The following is a 24,271-nucleotide window of genomic DNA, read 5'->3' as shown; positions in this document are numbered from 1 at the left end:
GCCAAACCATGAAATCTATGTTGGTTTAGATCAAGACTGTTAGTCCAATCACGTTTTGCTGTTTATGGTCATTTGGTACTAGATACTTCACCTAATAGAGCGAATGCATTTTAGACAGACATAAAAAAACCAGCCCGAAGGCTGGTTTTTGTGTTTCGCTATCGCGGGTTAACTAATGATTAGTTAACTTCGATTGGGCCACCGAATGAAGTTACTGGTGGTACTTTGCCTTTGAACTTCTCAAAATCAACGATACAAGTGTTTGCAGACGTTGCTTGAGCTAGCTCAGAAGAACCGATATCTAGCGTTAGTGTGTTTGGATCGCCGTAGGTGTCGATAGCACCGATCTTCTCACTTAGAGGACCGTACCATGCACCTTCTTCGATACGAATTACACCACGTGGGTAGCTGTCTGTTAGTACAGCACCAGCCATTAGCTGACCACGGTCGTTAAATACGCGTACCAAGTCACCGTCTTTGATGCCTTTAGCTTTAGCATCTAGCGGGTTGATGTAAACCGGCTCACGACCTTGAACGGTGTAAGTAGCACGGAATTCATCAGACTCACACATTTGTGAGTGCAAACGCTTGTCTGGGTGACAAGATTGCAGCCAGTACGGGTGTTTATCTGAACCAGGGCCACCGTGTGAACGTTCTGTCTTTTCAAACCACATTGGGTGCTCTTGACAGTGTTCGTAACCGTAACGACCGATCTTACGAGAAGTGATCTCGATAAAGCCTGAAGGCGTACCTAGTGGGTTGATCTCAGGATCTTGGCGGAAATCCGCGTGACGAACCCAAGGTTTACCAACACCAAAATCTAGAACGCTCTGTTCCCAGAACTCAGCAAATTCTGGCATTTCAAACTTACCAGCGTTCGCTGCTTTACAATCGTTGTATAGGCTTTGAATCCATTCCATCTCACTCATGCCACGAGTGTACTCGTCGCGACGACCAAAGCGTTGAGTTAGCTCACTCATGATTTGGAAGTCTGTCTTAGATTGGAATAGTGGATCCACTAGACGGTGCATCGCAACCAAACCTTTGTTTGAGTACGAACCGTATACGTCGATATCGTTACGTTCCCACTGAGTACATGCTGGAAGCACGATATCAGAGAAACGACACGTCGCCGTCCACGCAAATTCAATCGTTACTACCGTTTGAAGCTTCATAAATGCTTTCTTCATACGGTTGCGGTCTTGGTGGTGGTGCCATGGGTTACAACCCGAGATTACCATCATCTTGAAGTCTGGAAGCTTCACTTTACCGCCGTTGTAACGGATCTCTTTACCTGGTTCAAGTAGACAGTCGATCCAACGCGCAACAGGGATTGTGCGGCTGTAACCGTTAAAGTCGTTGTTGTCCCATTTTGGCTTCATACCTGTATCTAGGTTACGAGGGAAACCTCCAGGGCCAGCAAAACCAGTTGATGGAACACCGATACTTGAGTAGTGGTGACCGTAAGAGATACCGCCGCCAGGTAGACCGATTTGACCAACCATTGCTGCAACAACTGCTGCAGCCCAGTATGGCTGCTCACCGTGCTCTTGACGTTGAATACACCAACCCATCAGGATCTGTGTACGACCGTTCACTAGCATGCGAGCAAATTCGCGGATCTTGTCAGCTTTAACGCCACAGATCTCTTCCGCCCACTCAGGAGTCTTAACAACTTTATCTTTGGTTTCGCCTTGAACGTAACCGATGAAGTCTTCAAAACCTAGACAGTAAGTTGCGATGAACTCTTTGTCGTATAGGTTTTCATTATAAAGCACATGAGCTACTGCTAGCATGAACGCTACGTCTGTCATTGGGTTGATGTACAGGTGATCGTTCTCTAGGTAACGCTGAGTTTTGTTCTTCACTGGGTCAACTGAAAGAACGTTGATTTCACCTTTGGCTACTTTCTCTTTCAGTTGTGCAAGGTATGCAAATGACTCGTGCGTTTCACAGTTCCAACCTACTTGTAGGTTTTTCACTGGATCGTTTGCCCAAAGTACGATGTTGTCTGAGTTCTCAAGAATTTCAGACCAAGAAGTACCTTGTGCATAAACTTCAGTCGAGCCTAGTACATAAGGCATGATGGTTTGACCAGCACCCGTTGAGTAGTCGCCTACTTTGGTGATGAAGTTACCATGCATACCTACCGCACGTTGCATGTGCGCAGTACAGTTGTTGAATGAACCTGTTTGGTTCCAACCTGTTTGACCTGCGTGCAGAGCCCACGGACCGTAATCTTTTTGAACGCGCTCTAGTTCACGGTAGAACAAGTCTAAAGCTTCATCCCAAGTTACACGGATAAAACGGTTGTTACCGCGAGTTTCAGCGCTGTATTTGTGCTTCTTCAACCAATCTAGACGCACCATTGGGTAACGTACACGTGATGGGCTGTAGATAATGCCTTTAATACCGTTCAACATCTCAGTTGGGTTTTTATCTAGTTCAATTGGTTTGATCTCTTGAACTTTACCCGCGTAGATGTGGGCGCGGAACGCGCCCCAGTGAGAACCGGTTACTTTCCAAGTACCCGTGGTCTCAGCAGCACTAGCTGAAGCTGATGCTAACAGGCTAGGACCGATTACTGACGCAGCACTTGTTGTTGCTACGCCCTTAAGAAAACTTCTTCGTGTAATTGCCATTTAAATTACTCCATCCGACGCGTATTAGTGGTGACCTTCAGCAAAATCTGAAGAGTGCATCTGTAGGTACTTCAAGATCAATGCTTCACTATCGGTATCTAGGTTAACGAACGCAAGCATACCGTCGAACATACCAGGCCAAGTGTTCGCATCGAAGTGCGCTTCAGCTGGTTGGGTGTGACATACTGAACAGTTTGTTTTGTACGCTTCAGCCGATTTTTCCCATACAGGAGTGATGTCGTTCAGCATAGATTCTTTCTTAATCCATACTTTTGCCGCCACTTTTTCCCATGGAAGACCGGTTAGTTCATCCACTTTTTTCTCGCCAGTGGTTACTACGTTGCTGTCAGTTGATGCTTCTTTAAGTAGAGACGCAACTGCAATGTTTTTACCGAAATCAGCTTGGATTACGCGACCAAAGCCTTTCGCTTTGCGCCAGCCGTCGATTTCAACTTCAGCGTAGTCGCCTTTGTCAGCAATCACTTTTACAATCGATGCTGGATTCAGAAGACCTGCTTCTTTCTCACCTTTATCATCGAAGTAAATTGGAAGGTGACGAACGCTTACCAATTCTTGACCTACATCGTAGTTAGTGTTTGAAGTCAAGCCTTCAAGATCACCAACGATACCACCGATGCTATCCATACCCGCAGGTAGGTTGTGTGCGATACCTTTATGGCAATCAACACAGCTTTGATCTTTTTCTGCCGCTTGTTTCATTTGGATACGAGCAGTCGGAGACATTTGCTCAAAATCCATTGAATCGTAGTTGTGACAGTTTTTACACTCTAGAGATTTGTTTGCAGAGAAACGATCCCATTCGTGTTTAGCAAGTTCGATACGACGCTCTTCGAAAACACCCGGTTCGTCGTAGTTGCCAAATACTTGTGCAAATACTTCTTTAGAAGCTTGCATCTTACGTGCGATCTTATCTGTCCAGTTATGTGGAACGTGACAGTCTGGACACGTAGCACGAACACCTGAGTGGTTTTTCCAGTGCACTGTGTCTTGAAGCTCTACATACACGTTGTCACGCATTGTGTGACAGCTAATACAGAATTTTTCTGTATTGGTATGTTCTAGTGCCGTGTTAAAGCCACCCCAGAAGATAACACCAGCGATAAAGCCGCCCATTGTCAGCACACCTAGGCTGATATGAACCGCAGGACGCGACATGGTGCGCCACAGTTTAATAATCATACTCTTCATGATTTGCTCTCTTAAAATTCTTATATAGAAGTGTCGTTGTGAGCCAAGGCTTACATGCCATGCACGCCAGGAGGACCAAAGAAGAACACTTGCAGTGCCCAAACGATAAATCCGTAACCGCCTACGAATGCGACACTAAGAATTGGAAAGAGAATCACTGTGATGAAGAGGAAAGATTTCCACTCCAACGAAAGCTTCTCGCCTTTTTCAATTTTGTTAACATCACTCATACATTTGCCTATTGTGTATTTAGTGTTTTTGGTTAGCCCTAAAAATGGGACTATTTGTTTTACTGTTTCTAAGGAAAATTCTAGACCATATTCTTTGTAGGGTTCAATCAATTACTCCTTTAGAAACGGCGTTATTGCATACTTTTTTGAGCTGATACAGATATGTGTTTAATTAAGGATTCATGTGAAAATATGCATGAACTTATGTAAAAATATTAATGGGTTTAATGTCGGAAATTTATAACATTTTTAGCCAATATCAAGCGCTCCGCATTCTCAATTTTAGCTCAAATTTGGCTATTATTTACCCATAATGTTGCATTTGCGTTAACGAAAGGATAATTAAAAAACCTGAAGATATCATTACTTTAATCGTATTTAAGTACGCCTTACATCACCAAATAAGGTAGACTAACCTCGTCATTTGGAGAGGTATTATGGCATCAGTCGTCGACATCCCTTGGGTAACGCTTACCCTCTTTTTATCTACTCTTTTAATCCCGATAATGATCAGTCGGCAGCTACAGTTATGCATCGAAAAAGAACTGTTTGTCAGTATAGGTCGAATGTTTGTTCAACTGTTCTTAGTTGGCCTATACCTTGAATATCTATTTCAAATTAACAGTCTCACCATCAATTTAGCTTGGCTATTAGTGATGCTTTTGATTGGTGCGAGTGCCATTGTTAGTAAAACAAACCTACCGAAAAAAATGTTGCTTTTACCTACCGCATTGGGCCTATTGATCGGTTTATTGCCTATATTGGCCTTGATCTGCTTGACTGTGATCCGCCCTACACCTGTTTACAATGCTCAATACCTAATCCCCCTCGCAGGCATGTTACTAGGCAACTCACTCAGCGGTAACATTGTCGCGCTCCAAAATCTATTCTCCAGCTTTGAACAACGTAAAGCGGAATACGAAGGCGCGATTGCGCTTGGTGCGTCACCAAAATTTGCCAGTTTACCTTTTGTTCGTGAAGCGATTCAAAAGTCTCTCGCGCCCTCTCTCGCAAGTATGAGCACCATGGGCATTGTTACTTTACCCGGCATGATGACAGGACAAATTTTGGGCGGGGCAAGCCCAATGATCGCCATCAAATACCAGCTAATGATCATGGTGGCTATTTTTGTTGTGTTATCGATTTCAACTACGGCAACCTTATCGCTAGCGGTACGCATATGCATCAATAACAACGGTCGCATACTGGCCAAGCCGCACAACAATTAACCTACAAATCACTTTACCCACCAGCAATTTAAGATCTTATCCACAGAATCTGTGGATAACACTGTAGGCAGTTATTTAACATCGCGAATTTTCATTACAATCCATGTCATCGTTGCGTAAAAAACCACCACTACACTTTCACTCTGTCGGCAAGAATTGCCATTAGAGAGATCTGAGGTGAGGGAAAATTAATGCAACTTGAAATACCAGTGCAGTCACGTTGTTATACCACCCATGGTAACCGTATGTACGATTGCCAGAGCCAACGACAAGACCAACGTAATTGGCTGATTGATAAACCTAAGGAAGTGCCTCTTTTCCAATGGGAGGATATTAATACCAATCAACATCACTCTCTGATCATCTAAGCGGTTTAACCTCTATTCATTCCAATCTCTAAAGGATTTGTCTTGCCCAAATTTCTAACGCTTTGCGAATCCTGATGGGAATGAGCCATGGATGTAACTGATAGATGTTGTCGCGATAAATAAAAAGGCCCGCAATGCGAGCCTTCAAATAAAAGATGGTGAAACAATATCAATGTTGATCATCACGCAGATAAATCAACCAGTACCACATGCCAACAAATACGCCGCCACCAATGATGTTACCCAAGGTCACGGGGATCAGGTTGTTGATGATAAAATCAACCATATTCAGATCGGCATAGTCGGCGATATTCGCACCAGTCATCTGCCAAAATTCCGCTGGCGCAAAATTCTTGATACCAATTGCCATCGGTACTTGGAACATATTCGCAATACAGTGCTCAAAACCCGCAGAAACAAACATCGCGACAGGCAGAATCATCACCATGATCTTATCGGTCAATGTACGCCCACTGAAGGTCATCCAGACAGCAATACACACCAGCACATTACACATTATGCCCAGTGCAACTGCAGGCAAAAAGCCGTGATGTAATTTATGTTGGGAGATCGCCATGGCGTTTAACCCAACTTGGCCGTGATCGAACATGTACTGCTTGGTCATCAGCATACAGCCAACCAGAAGTACCGCTCCAATCATGTTACCTACGTAGACGACGCACCAGTTCTTAAACAACATTCCCCAAGAAATCTTGCCGCTAGCACGGGCAACGAGAGTCAATACCGAACTGGTAAATAATTCACCACCCGTTACAACAACGAGAATCAGACCAAGGCTAAACGCAATACCTCCTATGAGGCGCGTCATACCCCAAGCCATCTCCGATGTTCCGGTAGTGACCGTTGTATAAAAAATAAAGGCGATGCCAATATGAATACCGGCAGAGATTGCGAGTAAAAAAGACTTTACGGGATCTTTGGTTGCTTTGCCTAGGCCAATTTCAGCAGCGCGCTCAGCCATTTGTGGCGGCAATAAAGAGTCAAATTGATTAAGATTCATAGTCGTAGCGTAACAATTTGATGCAGGGATTGGAGGCCGCGGATAATCCCCCTAATTAAAAACAAATTCAAGTACTAATTTTTGAGTTAACTTAAAATGTTTTAAATGTGATTTAAAGCAAGATTTTAATCTGTCACCAATACTATAAAAATTGGTAAATTTATCTAATAGAATTCGCAATAAGCCGAACAAAATCATACTATTACCTTATTGTTCGATTTATTTTCTGGCATTTTTTCCTGTATAGGCTAATTTTTCATATTAATAGTATTTGTTATGCAAAAATCTTCTTTTTTGGGCTGCCTAACAATTCTTATCGTAGAGCATTGTTTCTAAGCCGTATTAGCAGTACTTTTAGAGTACCCCGTAACACAAGATCGCGAATTGGAAATAAACCTCCTCGTGACGGTATATGGGTGTTGGTACTAATTATAAGGAACAAACCATGAAATACTTGCCAGAATATTTATCAGAACTTAATTTGCTACTGCAATTCGACATTAGTAGCTCAGCTACTGGCATTAAAGTTCATAGCGATGCATCAGAAGATATGCAGTCAGCTGTGAAACGTTTATTTGACAAGGGACTTTGCACCCTACCAGACGGTGGTTACTTGACCGATGAAGGTATCGAAGTAGCCGAAAACGCAGACAGAATTTTGCGCGTATTAAGCACTCAAAAGTAATCCGCAAAAAAAGAGCACCAAGGTGCTCTTTTTTAATCACTGTACTTTATTGCCACATCTTGACTTACGGCTTCTACCGTATTACAGCGCAGCTTTGTGACCAAATATTGCACGATATGGCTGCAGGCGATCATAGCACCAGTTAAAACCCGTCGCGTAGAAAAAGAAGAAGACTAAGAATCCAGCTTCTAGTAATAACGCCGCCCCTAGACCAATTTGTAAAAACCATGCAATGGTCGGTACCGATAAGAAAATTAACCCTCCTTCAAAACCAAAGGTATGGCCAATTCGTAGTGCCAATGAGCGATTTGCTCGCTCACTGCCAAACCAGCGGTCAAACAAGATATTGTAGAAGTAGTTCCACACCACAGTGAACAGACTTAAACCAACACCAACAATGGCCAAATCGCCTGTTGTCTTGCCCGTAATCAAAGCGGTGGTTGGAATGATAATCGCCAGTGCAATCATTTCAAAACTCACAGCATGGAAGATTCTTTCTTTAGTTTGCATGAGATAACTCTTTGTTCATTTTCCGATGGCGCTCATTTTCATCTACAATTAAGATATTAAAAAGTTAGTTACCATCAGTAAAAGTGATATGTTTAGTATTGAGCAACTCGAAGCGTTTGTGACCACAGTGGAACAAGGATCTTTTTCTGCCGCGGCTCGAAAGCTCCATAAGGTACAATCCGCCATCAGCCAGCATGTGATGAATATTGAGATAGATTGCGGCTTTGAACTTTTCGATCGCAGCTCACGTTATCCCAAACTCACCTTACATGGGCAACGTCTGCTGCCCTACGCCAAAGCCTCTCTGATTCAACATCAGCGCTTGCTGAACTGCGCCCAACAACTAGAGCATACTGATTTTCAAGACATTACCTTAGCACTTGATGAAGGTATTCCAATGACACAGCTGTCAGCTGCGCTCACTGCCGTATGCGAACGCTACCCTACATTAAGGTTTGAGTGTTTGACCGCTTCAAGCATCGATATTATTGCCCTTGTCAAACAACAGCGTGCCACGATGGGGATTATGTTTAATGAGGTGTCACTGGACGATAATATCGACTTTGAGGGGCTTGGCAGTGTCGAGTTTGATGTGTATGTGGCAAGCCATCACGCTTTGGCTCAGGAGACTGTGCCACACCTTGATATGCTTAGATTGCACCGACAAATCGTGATACGGTCTAAATCGAGCGAAATGAGCAGCTTTCAACATGCACACAGCCCAGAAGTCTGGTTCGCTGATAGCCACTATATTTTACTTGAACTGATCAGTAGTGGTTTTGGCTGGGGGATGTTGCCAAAGCACATCGCACTGCCTGCATTGGAAAGCGGTAAATTGATTCAATTACGTTCTCAATTCGAAAATTTATCATGGCATGCCAATATCGATGTGATCCAACATCAAGCGGTTAGCCATTGCCCCGCGCACAGCTTTATGCGCCATCAATTGCGAATGTTGCTCAACGCAGAAAAACAAAGCTAAACGGAGGTGAATGATGAAACAGATAGGGATCATTGGTGGAGGATGGCTTGGTCAGCCTCTTGCGCAGTTTTTAGCAAATTTAGGCCATGTCGTTACCGTCAGCAAGACAACGTCACAAGGCTGTAAGGCATTAACTGAACTAGGCTTTGATAGCATAAAACTCAATTTGGAAGATGATCTGCAAAATAATCTTCAGATCTTGAAACCGCTGCAACTTGATATATTGATTGGCTGTTTCCCTCCTGGATTTCGTCGAGGAAAAGGCCGTGAATATGCAGAATATTGGCATAAACTGGTTAGCATCGCGCTACAACTAAAGGTGCAGAAAGTAGTCATGGTAAGCTCAACAACGGTCTACCCTGATTGCGCTGGCATCATGCATGAAGAACAAGCCACGATCGAATTAGCTGCACACAACGAAGCATTTTCCGACAATGCCAAAATCATGCTGGAAGCGGAACAAACACTCATCGATAGTGGCTTAGAGTACGCGATTGTCCGTTGTAGTGGCTTACTGGGTCCCAACCGAAATCCGGCCAACTTTGCAAGTAAGCTGCGCCAAGTTAGCGATCGCGCGCCCGCCAACATGCTGCATCAAATTGACGCGGTTGGCGCGGTAAGTTTTGCTGCCTTAAATCTTTCCGCCGATGTGGTCAATGCCACCACCCCTAACACCACCAACAAGGCTGAGTTTTATCAAACGGCGCTGCAACGTGCCGGTCGTGATGAAGCGCTTCCTCCCATCGTGCATAATGAAGACAAGCTGGTGAGCGCAGACAAGATCTGTCAGCTTGGTTATCGTTTTCACTTCCAACATACTCTAGAGCTATTGTAAGGAAAGGTATAGTGAGCACTAACATCCCGCTGTTCCGCCACATTGATACTCTGTGGCAATATATGCAACTCGACCACGATCTCACGCCTGCCGATTGTATCTTTGTCTTAGGCAGCAATGACCCAAGGGTTGCCGAGCTCGCCGCGCAGATTTATCGACAAGGCTTGGCCGGAAAAATTCTCTTTTCCGGTGGTTTTGGTCGCTTAACCGAGGGCGTTTTTACCCAAAGTGAAGCCGAAACCTTTGCCGCCATCGCCCAAGATCTTGGCGTGCCTGCAGAAGACATTATCATTGAAAAGCACTCAACCAATAGCGGTGAAAATGTGTTGTTCAGCGCTCAGCGTCTACAAGAATTAAAGCTGAATTTTACCCGTTTCATCTTGGTACAAAAGCCTTATATGGAACGACGAGCCTATGCAACGTTCCTCAAACAATGGCCCTTGCCAGTTGAGCATGTCACGGTAACCTCGACCAAGCATAGTTTTAGCGACTACTTTACTGAAGAGATTGATTTATTTACCGTGCTCGAAGCCATGATGGGCGACTTTGAGCGAATTAAGAGCTATCCAGCTAAAGGTTTTCAAATAGAGCAACCCGTCCCCGCAGAGGTCGATGACGCTTATCAGGCTATTCGTCAGTCGTTGGCGTTATAATCTCTACTCGATACGCACGCATCATACGCACACAGTAAAAAGCCAGAGCATTTGCTCTGGCTTTGGTTTTTATACTGGTGTGAATTTAGTGAGCAACAGCCTCTTTCTCTTGATCAAAGAAGAACTCAAGTTCGTCATCTTTCAAGGTCACTTTCACTGAGCCACCATCCACTAATGCACCGAACAACAGCTCGTTCGCCAGTGGTTTTTTCAGTTTATCTTGGATCACACGTCCCATTGGACGAGCACCCATCGCTTTATCGTAGCCTTTCGCCGCCAACCACTTACGCGCCTCATCAGACACTTCCATTGATACACCACGAGCATCCAACTGTGCTTGCAGCTCAACAATGAATTTATCCACCACTTGATGAATAACCTCTTCATCTAAGCTGTTGAACCACATAATGTTGTCTAAGCGGTTACGGAATTCTGGCGTGAATACCTTCTTAATTTCCGCCATCGCATCTGGGCTGTGATCTTGTTGCACCAGGCCGATAGAACGTTTTTCCGTTTCCTGTACACCAGCGTTGGTTGTCAGTACCAAAATCACGTTGCGGAAGTCAGCTTTACGACCATTGTTATCTGTCAGCGTACCGTTATCCATCACTTGCAGCAGCAAGTTAAAGATGTCTGGGTGGGCTTTTTCAATTTCATCGAGCAAGACAACTGAATGAGGGTGTTTTAGTACCGCATCCGTCAACAAACCACCTTGATCATAACCAACATAGCCCGGAGGCGCACCGATCAAGCGACTCACAGAGTGGCGCTCGCCATACTCCGACATGTCGAAACGTAGCAGTTCAATACCCAATAGTTTCGATAGCTGTACCGTGACTTCCGTTTTACCCACACCGGTTGGACCGGCGAAAAGGAATGAACCCACAGGCTTGTTGTCAGCGCCCAAACCAGCACGCGTTAACTTGATCGCTTCAGTCAGCACTTCGATGGCATTGTCTTGGCCGAATACCATCATCTTCATTTTCTGCTCTAGTGTTTGTAGCACTTCTTTGTCAGACGATGAAACTGATTTTTCAGGAATACGTGCCATCTTAGCGACCATCGCTTCGATATCCGCTACGCCTACCGTTTTCTTACGACGACTTGCTGGTGCTAAACGGCTGCGCGCGCCGGCTTCATCAATGACATCAATCGCCTTATCGGGCAAATGACGCTCATTAATGTATTTCGCTGATAACTCAACTGCAGCACGAAGCGCTTTGTTGGTGTAACGAACTTCATGGTGCGCTTCGTATTTTGGTTTCAAACCCATCAAGATCTTAGTCGTATCATCCAGCGATGGTTCAACTACATCAATTTTTTGGAAGCGACGCGCTAAGGCACGCTCTTTCTCAAAAATGTTGCTGTACTCTTGGTAAGTGGTTGAGCCAATACAACGTAACTTACCGCTGCTCAGTAGAGGTTTGATCAAGTTCGCCGCATCCACTTGGCCACCTGACGCAGCACCAGCACCGATAATAGTGTGGATTTCATCGATAAATAGAATCGCGTCTTCTTCTTTTTCCAGCTGTTTCAAAATCGTTTTAAAACGTTTTTCGAAATCACCACGATACTTAGTTCCGGCGAGTAGCGAACCAATATCCAGCGAGTAAATTACGCTGTCTTTAATGATTTCTGGTACTTGGCCTTCCACAATACGCCAAGCTAAACCTTCCGCAATGGCGGTTTTACCAACGCCAGCCTCACCCACCAGCAGCGGGTTGTTTTTACGACGTCGACATAAAACTTGAACCGTACGCTCGAGCTCTTTATCACGACCAATCAAGGGATCGATTAGACCCTGTTTCGCCGCTTGGTTAAGATTTTGTGCAAAGCTCTCTAAACGCTCTTCACCATTCGCTTCCTCAACCGGAGCATCACTGCCAAAGGAATCAGATGACGGCTCATCGTTTGAGCCACTGCCCTTAGTAATGCCGTGAGAAATAAAGTTAACAATATCCAAACGACTTACGTCGTTTTTCTTTAAAAGGTAAGCGGCATGCGACTCTTGCTCACTGAAGATCGCGACCAGCACATTCGCCCCCGTCACTTCGCTGCGTCCTGACGATTGAACATGGAAAACGGCACGTTGCAGTACGCGCTGGAAACTCAAGGTTGGTTGCGTCTCTCGTGTTTCATCGTTTTCAGGAATAAGAGGCGTAGTTTGATCGATAAATACATCAAGCTCGTTGCGAAGTGCATCAATGTCAGCTTGACAAGCCGTGAGGGCATCTCGCGCTGCATCGTTTTCTAACAATGCCAACAGGAGGTGCTCGACCGTCATAAACTCATGTCGTTTGTCTCGGGCACGAGCGAATGCGCCATTGAGACTCGATTCTAATTCTTTATTCAGCATAGGGACCTCCTCAAAGAACAATTCAAATTGTTCGATCAAGCGTTAAGCTTGTTCCATAGTGCAAAGCAGCGGGTGTTCATTTTCCCTTGAATACATTGTAACTTGCGCTACTTTGGTTTCTGCTACTTCAGCAGTAAAGGTGCCGCAAATTGCTTTCCCTTCATAGTGAATCTGGAGCATGATCTGCGTTGCTTTGTCGATATCCATTGAAAAGAAACGCTCAAGAATTTCAATTACAAAGTCCATCGGTGTGTAGTCATCATTATTTAAAACAACGTGATACATAGATGGTGGTTTAACTTCTGTTTTTTCTAACTCCAGAAGATCTGAGTCTGGAGTTACCCATTCAAAATGCTTGCTCATGATTTGTATTGTCTAGACAGTTTCATTAGTTACTTTAACATTCCGTTATACGGAATAAATGGATGGATCTCTTAGTAAGAGCAAAAAACGTTTGCAGTTAAAAACCCCATACTTAGAGACTAATGCAGCAATGGGATCGCTGCAAATAAAAGATTTCCTTGTAGAGATAAATACTTAACAACTGACTAAAAACGCATCTAAAGTCACTAAATTCATTCAAACTTTCATGTCACCGTCGTGAAAACGGTTATTAAAATGTAAAAGATGAAGCGCGAATGTGTGTAAATATTTAGCAAGTAATACCTTTTTACTATTGACTGTACTCTATCATTGACTACTCTGGAAAAATAGTGGCTTAAAATTTCGGCAGCGCCTGAATGGATATTCACTATCATATTGACGTACTGGAGTGCGTCAGTTTCACAACGTTAAGTAAAAAATGCATGAGGGATGTATAGCATGGCTACAGGTACAGTAAAATGGTTTAACAACGCCAAAGGATTTGGGTTCATCTGTGCGGAAGGGGATGATAGCGACGTATTCGCACACTATTCCACGATCCAAATGGATGGCTATCGTACTCTGAAAGCTGGCCAACAAGTTTTTTTCGAAGTAGAAGAAGGTCCTAAAGGCTACCACGCAAGTATCGTTACTCCGCTGGAAGCTCAACTAGCAAAATAGTCGCTGCCGATGTAATGATTTAATAGAAGAAAAAAACCCGCCTTTGGCGGGTTTCTTATTCATTATCATCACTAGCGTAACGAACTAGCCATTGATAATCGCATTAAGTGTCGCACTTGGACGCATTAATGCCGATGCTTGTGCATCAACCAATGCATAGTAGCCACCTAAATCACCCGCAACACCTTGCGCGCCATTCAACTCCGCAACAATTTGCCCTTCGCCTTGAACCAACGCTTGAGCGATTGGAGCAAATTCAGCCGCTAATTCAGCGTCACTGGTTTGTGCTGCAAGAGCTTGTGCCCAATAAGCGGCTAGGTAGTAGTGACTGCCACGGTTATCCAACTCACCCACTTTACGTGATGGCGACTTGTTGTTATCGAGGAATTCACCAGTTGCTTTATCCAGTGCATCAGCCAGAACTTGTGCTTTCGCGTTACCTGACACTGTGCTCAAATGCTCTAAAGAAGCCGCTAGTGCCAAGAATTCACCTAATGAATCCCAACGTAAGTGGTTTTCTTTTTCGACCTGCTGTACGTGTTTAGGCGCTGAACCGCCCGCTCCCGTTTCAAACAGACCACCACCATTCATAAGCGGGACAATTGACAACATTTTCGCTGAGGTGCCGAGCTCTAAGATTGGGAATAGATCCGTGAGGTAATCACGCAATACGTTACCGGTTACAGAAATGGTATCTAAACCTTCTTTGATACGCTCAAGCGAGAACTGACAAGCTTCAACTGGCGAAAGGATCTTGATCTCAAGGCCAGCCGTGTCGTAATCCGGTAAGTAGGCATTTACTTTCTTGATCAGTTCAGCATCGTGAGCACGTGCTTCGTCTAACCAGAAGACGGCTGGTACGTTGGTTGCGCGAGCGCGCGTTACCGCCAACTTCACCCAATCTTGAATCGGTGCATCTTTTACCTGACACATACGGAAGATGTCGCCTTCCTCAACACTTTGCTCTAGTAGCACCGTGCCAGAAGCATCAACGATACGTACCGTACCGGCCGCATCTAAGATAAACGTCTTATCGTGTGAGCCATATTCTTCCGCCTTTTGAGCCATCAAACCCACGTTTGGTACGCTGCCCATTGTGGTTGGGTCAAACGCACCATATTGCTTACAGAAGTCGATAACTGCTTGATAGATACCAGCGTAGCTGCGATCAGGGATTAGCGCTTTGGTGTCTTTCTGCTTGCCATCTGGCCCCCACATTTGACCAGATGAGCGAAGCATTGCTGGCATAGAGGCATCAACAATAATATCACTTGGTACATGTAGGTTGGTAATACCACGATCTGAATCAACCATCGCCAATGGTGGTTGTGTTTCGTAGACGGCTTGCAATGCCGCTTCAATTTCAGCTTGCTGTGCGTCTGGCAATGTTGCGATTTTCGCGTACACATCACCAAGGCCGTTATTCACATCAACGCCTAGCTCTTCAAATAGCTGGCCATATTTAGCAAATACATCTTTGTAGTACACTTTTACGGCATGACCAAAGATCACTGGGTCAGAGACTTTCATCATGGTCGCTTTAAGGTGTAAAGACAGTAGAACGTCTTGCTGTTTAGCTTCGGCAATCTGCTCTTCAAAGAAGGTAACCAATGCCTTTTTGTTCAACACTGAACAGTCAATGATCTCTTTATCTTCAATTGCAAACGGCGCTTTCAGTTCTTTGCTTGTGCCATCCGCAGCAACAAATTCAATCTTAACCTTGGTTGCACCATTTACTGTGGTTGATTTTTCGCTACCAAAGAAGTCTTTGTCATCCATACTCGCCACATGAGAAAGCGACTCTTTTGACCACGCACCCATTGAGTGTGGGTTTTTCTTCGCGTAATTCTTCACTGAAAGAGGCGCTCGACGATCAGAGTTACCTTCGCGCAATACTGGGTTTACCGCACTGCCTTTGATCTTATCGTAAGTGGCTTGAATCGCTTTTTCTTCGTCGTTGCGACACTCTTCTGGGTAATTTGGTAGCTGGTAGCCTTTTGCTTGTAGCTCTTTGATCGCTGCTTTCAATTGCGGAACTGACGCTGAAATGTTTGGCAATTTAATGATGTTGGCTTGTGGTGTTTTTGCCAATTCGCCCAATTCAGCGAGTGCGTCGCCAATGCGTTGCTCTTCAGTTAAGTAGTCTGGGAAGTTAGCAATAATACGCCCAGCAAGAGAGATATCACGGGTATCAACGGCAATACCTGATGAAGCAGTAAATGATTGGATGATTGGCAATAGCGAGTAAGTCGCTAATGCGGGTGCTTCATCAGTAATGGTATAAATGATTGTAGGTTTATCTGTAGGCATGAAATTTCCCTATTGTTCTAACAAAGCCTGTGGGATGAGTGACTTTGAGTATGTGTTCGCTGGCAAGTTAATGCTTCATCCCCTCACTTGCTTACGATTTGTTCGTCTCTTTAATTCTCTGCCAATTTTGGCAAAATCCATGAGAGCTAATCGTTATAATTAAACAAAACTACGATAATAGTCTATTATCTTGTGCGCCAATCCAGATTTCGGCGCGCAAATAATAGCTTAAACCGTATAGCCTTTAAACCAATCGACACACTTTATTTACATTTTTGCAGGGTAGTTAACATGCAGGCACGCTCTAGTCGTTCGTCTTCAAATAAATCATCTCAACGCACGACAAATCGTTTCAAACGCGATGAGCGACCTTCGCGTAATAAAACGCATTCCTCTACGCATCGTAAAAAAACACCCTCAAGCAAACCTCGTATTTCTCCGGACCAACGTAAGGTGCTGGTGTTCAACAAACCTTTTGACACCTTAACCCAATTTACTGATGGTGAAGGTCGCAAAACCTTAGCCGATTTTATTGATGTGAAAGATGTTTACCCAGCAGGTCGTCTGGACCGCGACAGTGAAGGCCTATTGGTTCTAACCAACGATGGTATTTTGCAGGCTAAACTGACCCAGCCCAGCTCTAAATCGCCAAAAACCTACTGGGTACAAGTTGATGGTGCGCCAAGTGAAGCAGATTTGGATAAGCTGCGCGCGGGCGTAGAGTTGAAAGATGGTATGACTCTACCAGCAAAAGTCGAAGTGATGAGCGAACCAGCCGTATGGGAGCGAACTCCAGCAGTACGTTTTCGCGCCAACATTCCAACCACTTGGATTGCGCTAACGATTATTGAAGGTCGCAATCGCCAAGTACGCCGCATGACGGCGCATATCGGCTTCCCAACCTTGCGTTTAATTCGCTACTCAGTTGGTGAGATTGAACTGGGTGACTTACAGCCAGGAGAATGGAAAGAGATCACTCTTTAAGTTCCCCCCTTAGATTAAACGGCAGATTAAACGACTGACTCATCTGTGCTTCATTAATATGAACTCAATCAGTCATGCCGTTTTACAATTCGGCGCTTGAATCTATTCGTTATCTTCTCTAGGCTGACGCTTAGGCTATTCCAATCTGTTTGTCATTAATTATTTCTATTTTCACCGTTAGACGACACCGCTTTAACCATTGGGTGCTACTTCTCGTTAGCCTCGTCGCTTTGTCATGCCTGAATAAAACCTTAATCCAAGCAAACCAATGGTTTCAAAGCGAGAGCTCTCGTTTGTTTAGCACCACTGATCAGCCACAAACACAGTGGCAATCACTCTATCAAAGTGTGTTTACTGAAAGCCAAGACGAATCCGTCCTGAACAAAGCACTCGCAGGCCGCGGAGATCCTTGCCATTCAAGCAGCCAAACCTTGCCGACTATTCCGTCTAAAACTGATTGGCTCGCACCATTCATAGTACTTTTTTTACTGCTATATTGTTGTGGTCGATTAATCGAGCCCATTCGTCCTCGCGCAGCAAATCAAACTCGTCAGCCCAAACGACGACTGCACCTGACACAGTGCGTATTCCAAGAATAAAAATTCTCTACATAAGCTCGTATATTTTTATTACTTATTGGAGATTTTTTTGTGTTAGAAAAACCAACAATGTCTTGCCCTACCCTTGGTTCTGCGGGTACAACGATGACAACATTCCGTGCTTTTTTATCCAAGGCGAGTCTATTTATCGCCTTATGTATGAGCATTTTCTTTACCCACATGGCGGCCGCGCAAACTACTGGCTGGATCAGCGATCCTGCCCATCCCCCGGTGAAATTACGTCTAATGATGACGGGGCAGTCCGATGTCCGTAACAACACGGTTCAGGCCGTGCTGGATGTTGAGCTTGCTGACGAACGGAAAACCTATTGGCGCAGTCCCGGTGAAGCTGGTATTGCGCCTGAACTGAATTGGTCGAGTTCTAGTAATATCGAATCTATCGATTGGCACTGGCCTGTCCCTCGCTATTTTGAGCAGTTGGGTATTCAAACCTTAGGCTATAAATCTCATGTTGCCTTTCCGCTAACAATTACCTTAGCGCACGCCGATCAACCAGCACATTTAAGTGCTCGTTTACGTTTGCCTTCTTGTACTGATATTTGCGTTATCACCGATTATCCAATCGAGCTTGCGATTAATCCCCAAACATTACATCTCGACCAAGAGGCGATGTTTTTATTCAATCAAGGCCTCAGCCAGAGTCCTCGAGCCAATACTGACATCGATGTTATGGCGAGCTATTGGGATGGTGAGCAGCAACAGTTAGTCGTGCAATTAAGTAATAAAAATCTCTGGCAATCTCCGCTGGTTCTCGCCGATGGACGAGAGGTAGAGAATGAATTTTTCGCGCCACCGAAATTGATCATTGCCAACCACACTGGCGAACACTCCGATGAGAAAAACAACCTGCTCACCGCGATTTTCGCCGTCAGTAACTGGAAAGGCCATGCTGACCTCAGCCATAAACCGATTGCAATTACCGTGTCTGATACCACCTTTGCGACTGAGCTAACAAGCACCGTTGGTACTACGCCCATTCAGTACCAAACCACCAGCATGATAACCATGCTCGCGTTCGCGCTATTAGGTGGGCTGATTCTCAATATTATGCCGTGTGTTTTGCCGGTGTTAGGACTCAAACTCAACAGTATCGCACTGCAACACAGCGCTTCGCCACAACAAGTCAGAGCATCATTTCTCGCTTCAGCGTTGGGGATTATCACCTCATTTGGCCTTCTTGCCGGTATGCTTACCATACTCAAAATGGCAGGTGGCATAGTGGGCTGGGGAATTCAGTTTCAAAGTCTGCCGTTTATCGTATTGATGCTATCGGTCACTTTGCTCTTTGCGCTCAATTTACTGGGCTTATTTGAATTTCGTCTACCATCCAGCCTCAATACATGGGTGGCAAAGCAAGGAAAGCAGAATTACTTAGGCCATTTTGTGCAAGGTATGTTTGCCACATTGCTCGCAACGCCATGTAGCGCGCCTTTTCTCGGTACAGCGGTCGCCTACGCGTTAGGCGCTAGTCTCTACGAATTGTGGGTTATCTTTATTGCGCTGGGTATTGGTATGAGCACGCCGTGGTTGGTCTTTGCTATCGTGCCCAAATTGGTTCAATTTATGCCAAAACCAGGCGCATGGATGAACCGCATCAAGATCGTGTTCGGCATCATGATGTTAGCGACTAGCTACTGGCTAACCAGTTTGCTATCGCCATTTTGGGGCGCAATGGTCACCTGGCTGATTGGCCTTAGCATTACTCTGTTCACCTTGATATGGCTAGTAAAAAAATATGGTCGCAAGGTGCTTATTCCACTCATCGCGATGTTCACTCTCGGGGCTGGAACGATGTTAGTGATTGGTAGTTTAACCGCCGATCATTGGGCCACCCCAACCGTTGATGATCTAAACTGGCAAAAGCTGCGTAGCGAGAAGATTGCTCAACTCACCGCCCAAGGCAAAACGGTATTCGTCGATGTTACCGCCGATTGGTGTATCACCTGTAAAGCCAATAAGATCGGCGTGATCTTGCAAGATCCCGTCTATACAGCTCTCAACCAGCCCAACATGATTTTGATGAAAGGTGACTGGACAAGACCAAATGACAGCGTGACGCAGTACTTACACAGCAATGGTCGCTATGGCGTGCCGTTTAATATTGTTTATGGCCCTAATGCACCACAAGGTATTGCGCTACCGGTCATATTATCTGAAAAAGATGTCATTAAAGCCATTGTTCAAGCGAGTCACTAACATGAGCGAAAAGAATAAAAAGCCACGTTGGCGATACTGGTTAAGAGAGCTGTTTTTCGCCGTCATTATTATTGCAGTTGCGTCGTATGCGATGGATTTCTACCACAGCAATGCTGCGCCCAAGGGAAAAGCCCCTGAAATCCAAGCGTTCGATATCAATGGTCAACTCATTGATGTCAATGCAATGAGTCAAAATGATCAGCCGGTGATCGTCTATTTTTGGGCGACATGGTGCGGAGCGTGTAAATGGGTTAGCCCGACGATAAATTGGTTTACTGACGATTATCCCGTGGTCACCGTGGCACTTTCATCTGGAAAGGATGAGCGTATACACAGCTATCTCGATGCTAAGCAGTACCACTTTAGCGTCATTAACGATCAACAAGGCGCCATTAGCCGTGAGTGGGGTATTCGCGTAACGCCAACCATTGCCATCATCAAAAATGGTGAGATTAAATACCTCACAGCAGGAATAACCACACCATGGGGATTGTGGCTACGAACGCTCTTTGCTTAAAGTACTTGCGGAATGTTGAGACTTTAACTTGTTTGGAACGCTGAAAACAAAAAAGCCACTTCATTTGAAGTGGCTTTTAGAATCAAGGCAGATATTATTCCGCTGATTTTTCTTTAGCAGCTGTCACTGCAATCGCAAGCTCATCTAGAGATGCTGGGTTTGCCAAGCTTGGTGCGTTAGTCAGTAGACACGCAGCCGCTGTTGTTTTAGGGAACGCGATAACATCACGGATGTTATCAGTACCACATAGCAGCATCACTAGACGGTCTAAACCGAATGCAAGACCTGCGTGTGGTGGCGTACCGAATTTTAGAGCATCAAGTAGGAAACCAAACTTCGCTTTTTGCTCGTCCGCTTCAATACCTAGAATGCTAAATACTGCTGATTGCATTTCTGCATTGTGGATACGTACTGAACCACCACCAACTTCGTAACCGTTAATAACCATGTCGTAAGCATTTGAGTTTGCTGACGCTGGGTTTGCGATTAGCTCTTCAGCTGTTAAGCCTAGAGGAGAAGTGAATGGGTGGTGCATTGCATGTAGGTTGCCTTCGTCATCTTCTTCAAACATTGGGAAGTCGATAACCCATAGCGGTTTCCATGCTGCTTTATCAGTAAGCTCAAGGTCAGTACCCAGCTTCAGACGTAGTGCGCCCATTGCTTCAGTCACAACACGTTTGCTGTCTGCGCCGAATAGGATGATGTCGCCTGTTTCTGCTTGAGTACGCTCTAGGATTTGAGCAACCACTTCTTCGTTTAGGAATTTAGCCACTGGAGACTGCACGCCTTCGAAGCCAGCAGCGCGATCGTTCACTTTCATCCACGCTAGGCCTTTCGCACCGTAGATACCCACGAAGTTGGTGTATTCGTCGATTTGCTTACGAGACAGTGCAGCACCGCCAGGAACACGAATTACCGCTACGCGGCCTTTTTCGTCGTTAGCTGGGCCTGAAAACACTTTGAAATCAACATCTTTCAGGATGTCAGCCACGTCTACAAGCTCAAGTGGGTTACGTAGGTCTGGTTTATCTGAACCAAAACGACGTGCTGCTTCTTCAAATGACATGATTGGGAACTCACCCAGATCAACATTGAGCAGCTCTTGCCACATTTGACGAATCATTGCTTCTGTTTTTTCACGTACTTGCTCAGCTGACATGAAAGAAGTTTCGATATCGATCTGAGTAAATTCAGGCTGACGGTCAGCACGTAGATCTTCATCGCGGAAACATTTAACGATTTGGTAGTAACGGTCAAAACCAGACATCATCAGCAGCTGTTTAAATAGCTGAGGTGATTGAGGTAATGCGTAGAAGCTGCCTTTGTGTACACGACTTGGTACTAGGTAGTCACGCGCACCTTCTGGTGTTGCTTTGGTTAGTACTGGTGTTTCGATATCTAGGAAGCCATTCTCATCTAGGAAACGACGTACGAAGCTTGATGCTTTTGCACGTAGTTTGATGCGGTCGCTCATCTCTGGACGACGTAGGTCTAGGTAACGGTATTTTAGACGTTGCTCTTCAGAGTTCTTTTGGTTGAAGTCTAGAGGAAGCACATCACTACGGTTGATGATTTCAAGACCTGAAGCAAGGATTTCCACTTCGCCTGTTGCCATACCAGCATTGATTTGGCTGTCAGGACGTGCACGTACTTCACCCGTCAGTTTGATACAGAATTCATTACGTAGTTGCTCTGCGACTTTATAAGCATCAGCCATGTCTGGATCAACTACTACCTGAACGATACCTTCGCGATCGCGCATATCGATAAAAATAAGACCGCCTAAATCACGGCGACGGTTAACCCAGCCGCAAAGTTCTACAGTTTGTCCTGCAAGGGACTTGTTCAGGTGACCACAGTAATGGGTACGCATAATGAAATTCCCAATCTCTCTAATTTTGTTAATACCGTCTGTCGAGCGTAAAAATATCGACAGAGCAAAGTTCCATTTATACGCTGAAAGCGACGGAAAATCGACTATTCAACATACAATTTATTGCGATTTACTGTCTATTGGTGCTTTTTAAACCAGCTAAGGGGTAAAACGGCATCAATGACGAAAATTGGCGCTGATTATAGCCCGAGATTAGTGATTTCGGCAAAAGTCTCGTAAAGTATCTGCAGTGGAAAATTTGTAAGCGAGATTATGACGTCATTACCGATTCGACTTGGGCTCACTATGTGGTCACACAATCAGTGGCAACAGAGCTTTTATGGCTCCGGCACCAAGCCCGCTGAGCGGCTAGAAAAGTACACTCAGGTATTTCATACCGTTGAGGGGAACACCACTTTCTACGCGACCCCCAATAACCACACGGTACGTAACTGGCACGCCGCCAGCCATGACAATTTTAAATTTACTTTCAAGCTACCTCAAGCCATTACGCACCAGCAGATGCTCAAAGGGTGCCAAGCGCAGCTAAAAGACTTTATGCACGTTATGGCGCCTCTACACGAGCGTATAGGTCAATGGACAATTCAACTGCCCGCGGCATTTTCCCCGGCAGACTTGCCTACTTTGCAAAAATTTTGTGCCCTGTTCCCGCCCAACTTCCCGCTTGGTGTTGAAGTGCGCCACCTTGGCTTTTTTGCCAAAAATGATGATGAGAAACGCTTTAATCAATGGCTGATGGAAAGCGGAATTGACCGCATTATTATTGATAGCCGCCCACTCTTTTCCGCCGAGCCGAATAACGCGGAGATCATCGACGCGCAAAAGAAAAAGCCCCGTGTCCCGGTGCATGCCATCTCAACAAGCCATAACCCAATGATCCGTTTTATTGGCCACCCAGAGGTAGACGCCAACCTCGAATTCTTTGCCCCTTGGCTGAGTAAACTGCCTCAGTGGATCGAGCAAGGAAAGCAACCTTATTTGATGGTGCACACCCCAGACAATGTTTTGGCGCCGGAGCTTGCACTTGCATTATATCAACAACTGCAGCAGCAATGCGCTTTACCCAACCTCTCCACCTTTCCAGTCAATGATGGTGACAACCAGCTGGCGATGTTTTAACTAGAGCGGTTTGCAGGCAATTTTTGCTCGCCATAACGCAATACATGACACAGGCGTGAAATTTTCATAAAATACGCGCCCTTTTCCATGCTAGTCGTAATAGCGCGAGATAACTTATGAACCCTAAGAGCAATTCGGATACCATTTTTTCGGCCCCAATCGATAAAATTGGTGATTTCACGTTTGATGAACGTGTCGCGGAAGTCTTCCCTGATATGATTCAGCGCTCCGTCCCGGGCTACAGCAATATTATCTCAGCGATTGGCATGCTGGCAGAACGTTTTGCCAAACCACACAGTAATATCTACGACCTCGGCTGTTCGTTAGGTGCCGCAACGCTTTCAATGCGTCGTCACATCCAGCAAGAAGGCTGCAAGATCATTGGCGTTGATAACTCCTCGGCAATGGTTGAACGCTGCAAGTTGCACGTCAATGCTTACCGCAGTGATACCCCGGTTGAAATTGTCGAAGCGGATATTCGCCATATCGAAATTGAAGATGCGTCGGTAGTGGTATTAAACTTCACGCTGCAATTTCTTTCTCCAGCGGATCGCTATACGCTACTTGAAAAAATTTATGCCGGTTTGCGCCCTGGCGGCATTTTGATCTTATCTGAAAAGTTTGTCTTTGAAGACGGAGTAGCTAATGATCTGCTGATCGACCTGCACCATGATTTCAAACGTGCTAACGGCTACAGCGAACTAGAGATCAGCCAAAAGCGCAGTGCGATTGAAAATGTCATGCGCCCTGATTCGAAGAAAGAGCACAAAGAACGTTTCGCGAAAATTGGTTTCACCAGCTTTGATGTGTGGTTCCAATGTTTCAACTTCGGTTCAATGTTCGCGATTAAATAGCGAGAAGCGAGAA

At 45.1% G+C, this 24,271-nt stretch carries 22 protein-coding genes; 13 read left to right on the top strand and 9 right to left on the bottom strand.

What is annotated here, in order from left to right:
• Positions 1 to 179: 179 nt before the first annotated feature.
• From torA to torE, 3 genes are read right to left on the bottom strand one after another with little or no spacing between them, the layout of a single operon-like run.
• On the bottom strand, positions 180 to 2,642 hold the full coding sequence (gene torA / locus RH86_RS02435) for a trimethylamine-N-oxide reductase TorA (RefSeq protein ID WP_005600071.1): 2,463 nt from the start codon (positions 2,640 to 2,642) through the stop codon (positions 180 to 182).
• Between the two features lie 24 nt (positions 2,643 to 2,666).
• Complete coding sequence (torC, locus tag RH86_RS02430; protein WP_009384786.1) at positions 2,667 to 3,851, bottom strand: pentaheme c-type cytochrome TorC; 1,185 nt, start codon at positions 3,849 to 3,851, stop codon at positions 2,667 to 2,669.
• A 50-nt stretch (positions 3,852 to 3,901) separates the two neighbouring features.
• Positions 3,902 to 4,081, bottom strand: coding sequence for a trimethylamine N-oxide reductase system protein TorE (torE, locus tag RH86_RS02425; protein ID WP_005600075.1), 180 nt, complete (start codon positions 4,079 to 4,081; stop codon positions 3,902 to 3,904).
• A 437-nt stretch (positions 4,082 to 4,518) separates the two neighbouring features.
• Between torE and RH86_RS02420 the strand changes: the two genes are divergently transcribed.
• Entirely contained in the window at positions 4,519 to 5,310 is a 792-nt protein-coding gene (locus RH86_RS02420; protein ID WP_009384785.1) for an ABC transporter permease, read from the top strand.
• Positions 5,311 to 5,501: 191 nt separating this feature from the next.
• Positions 5,502 to 5,678: a hypothetical protein gene (locus tag RH86_RS20515; protein ID WP_009384783.1), complete on the top strand. Its 177-nt coding sequence runs from the start codon at positions 5,502 to 5,504 to the stop codon at positions 5,676 to 5,678.
• A gap of 169 nt (positions 5,679 to 5,847) precedes the next feature.
• On the opposite strand, the gene focA is transcribed toward RH86_RS20515, so the two are convergent.
• Positions 5,848 to 6,699, bottom strand: a complete 852-nt coding sequence (focA, locus tag RH86_RS02415; RefSeq protein WP_009384781.1) for a formate transporter FocA — start codon at positions 6,697 to 6,699, stop codon at positions 5,848 to 5,850.
• A gap of 445 nt (positions 6,700 to 7,144) precedes the next feature.
• Between focA and RH86_RS02410 the strand changes: the two genes are divergently transcribed.
• Positions 7,145 to 7,384: a TIGR02647 family protein gene (locus RH86_RS02410; RefSeq protein ID WP_009384778.1), complete on the top strand. Its 240-nt coding sequence runs from the start codon at positions 7,145 to 7,147 to the stop codon at positions 7,382 to 7,384.
• Between the two features lie 81 nt (positions 7,385 to 7,465).
• Here RH86_RS02410 and RH86_RS02405 read toward each other — a convergent pair whose 3' ends face one another.
• Positions 7,466 to 7,894, bottom strand: coding sequence for a PACE efflux transporter (locus RH86_RS02405; protein WP_009384776.1), 429 nt, complete (start codon positions 7,892 to 7,894; stop codon positions 7,466 to 7,468).
• Between the two features lie 88 nt (positions 7,895 to 7,982).
• Between RH86_RS02405 and RH86_RS02400 the strand changes: the two genes are divergently transcribed.
• The 3 genes from RH86_RS02400 to RH86_RS02390 are packed head-to-tail and all read left to right on the top strand — an operon-like array spanning position 7,983 to position 10,364.
• The gene (locus tag RH86_RS02400; RefSeq protein WP_009384774.1) at positions 7,983 to 8,876 is read left to right on the top strand and encodes a LysR family transcriptional regulator; all 894 of its coding nucleotides are present in this window, start codon (positions 7,983 to 7,985) and stop codon (positions 8,874 to 8,876) included.
• A gap of 13 nt (positions 8,877 to 8,889) precedes the next feature.
• Positions 8,890 to 9,711, top strand: a complete 822-nt coding sequence (locus RH86_RS02395) for an NAD-dependent epimerase/dehydratase family protein (RefSeq protein ID WP_009384772.1) — start codon at positions 8,890 to 8,892, stop codon at positions 9,709 to 9,711.
• A gap of 11 nt (positions 9,712 to 9,722) precedes the next feature.
• Complete coding sequence (locus RH86_RS02390) at positions 9,723 to 10,364, top strand: YdcF family protein (protein WP_009384771.1); 642 nt, start codon at positions 9,723 to 9,725, stop codon at positions 10,362 to 10,364.
• Between the two features lie 85 nt (positions 10,365 to 10,449).
• Here the strand turns inward: RH86_RS02390 and clpA are convergent, their stop codons facing one another.
• Positions 10,450 to 12,720, bottom strand: coding sequence for an ATP-dependent Clp protease ATP-binding subunit ClpA (gene clpA / locus RH86_RS02385; protein WP_005600094.1), 2,271 nt, complete (start codon positions 12,718 to 12,720; stop codon positions 10,450 to 10,452).
• Between the two features lie 42 nt (positions 12,721 to 12,762).
• On the bottom strand, positions 12,763 to 13,083 hold the full coding sequence (gene clpS, locus RH86_RS02380) for an ATP-dependent Clp protease adapter ClpS (RefSeq protein WP_005600095.1): 321 nt from the start codon (positions 13,081 to 13,083) through the stop codon (positions 12,763 to 12,765).
• Between the two features lie 459 nt (positions 13,084 to 13,542).
• Between clpS and cspD the strand changes: the two genes are divergently transcribed.
• The gene (gene cspD / locus RH86_RS02375) at positions 13,543 to 13,764 is read left to right on the top strand and encodes a cold shock domain-containing protein CspD (protein WP_005600096.1); all 222 of its coding nucleotides are present in this window, start codon (positions 13,543 to 13,545) and stop codon (positions 13,762 to 13,764) included.
• 84 nt (positions 13,765 to 13,848) lie between these two features.
• Here cspD and RH86_RS02370 read toward each other — a convergent pair whose 3' ends face one another.
• The gene (locus tag RH86_RS02370; protein WP_009384770.1) at positions 13,849 to 16,074 is read right to left on the bottom strand and encodes an NADP-dependent isocitrate dehydrogenase; all 2,226 of its coding nucleotides are present in this window, start codon (positions 16,072 to 16,074) and stop codon (positions 13,849 to 13,851) included.
• 291 nt (positions 16,075 to 16,365) lie between these two features.
• Between RH86_RS02370 and RH86_RS02365 the strand changes: the two genes are divergently transcribed.
• The 4 genes from RH86_RS02365 to RH86_RS02355 all read left to right on the top strand — a co-directional run bounded on the left by RH86_RS02365 (position 16,366) and on the right by RH86_RS02355 (position 20,391).
• The gene (locus tag RH86_RS02365) at positions 16,366 to 17,058 is read left to right on the top strand and encodes a pseudouridine synthase (protein ID WP_009384769.1); all 693 of its coding nucleotides are present in this window, start codon (positions 16,366 to 16,368) and stop codon (positions 17,056 to 17,058) included.
• Positions 17,059 to 17,351: 293 nt separating this feature from the next.
• Positions 17,352 to 17,657: a hypothetical protein gene (locus RH86_RS20060; protein ID WP_223296316.1), complete on the top strand. Its 306-nt coding sequence runs from the start codon at positions 17,352 to 17,354 to the stop codon at positions 17,655 to 17,657.
• Between the two features lie 159 nt (positions 17,658 to 17,816).
• Entirely contained in the window at positions 17,817 to 19,874 is a 2,058-nt protein-coding gene (locus RH86_RS02360; RefSeq protein WP_086026424.1) for a protein-disulfide reductase DsbD family protein, read from the top strand.
• A gap of 1 nt (position 19,875) precedes the next feature.
• Positions 19,876 to 20,391: a protein disulfide oxidoreductase gene (locus tag RH86_RS02355; RefSeq protein ID WP_009384764.1), complete on the top strand. Its 516-nt coding sequence runs from the start codon at positions 19,876 to 19,878 to the stop codon at positions 20,389 to 20,391.
• Between the two features lie 94 nt (positions 20,392 to 20,485).
• Here RH86_RS02355 and aspS read toward each other — a convergent pair whose 3' ends face one another.
• Positions 20,486 to 22,264, bottom strand: a complete 1,779-nt coding sequence (gene aspS / locus RH86_RS02350; protein WP_009384762.1) for an aspartate--tRNA ligase — start codon at positions 22,262 to 22,264, stop codon at positions 20,486 to 20,488.
• Positions 22,265 to 22,537: 273 nt separating this feature from the next.
• Here aspS and RH86_RS02345 point away from each other — a divergent pair, with 273 nt between their 5' ends.
• Together RH86_RS02345 and cmoA are read left to right on the top strand one after the other, a co-directional pair.
• A complete protein-coding gene (locus tag RH86_RS02345) occupies positions 22,538 to 23,404 on the top strand; it encodes a DUF72 domain-containing protein (protein ID WP_009384760.1) in 867 nt (288 codons plus the stop codon).
• Between the two features lie 116 nt (positions 23,405 to 23,520).
• On the top strand, positions 23,521 to 24,258 hold the full coding sequence (gene cmoA / locus RH86_RS02340) for a carboxy-S-adenosyl-L-methionine synthase CmoA (RefSeq protein WP_005600107.1): 738 nt from the start codon (positions 23,521 to 23,523) through the stop codon (positions 24,256 to 24,258).
• The last annotated feature ends 13 nt before the right edge of the window (positions 24,259 to 24,271 follow it).

The sequence above is a fragment of the Vibrio sp. N418 genome (genome assembly GCF_000222565.1).
Lineage (GTDB): Bacteria > Pseudomonadota > Gammaproteobacteria > Enterobacterales > Vibrionaceae > Vibrio > Vibrio scophthalmi.
The sequence above is the reverse complement of the archived record's forward strand: the minus strand, read 5'-3'. Positions and strand labels throughout refer to the sequence as shown.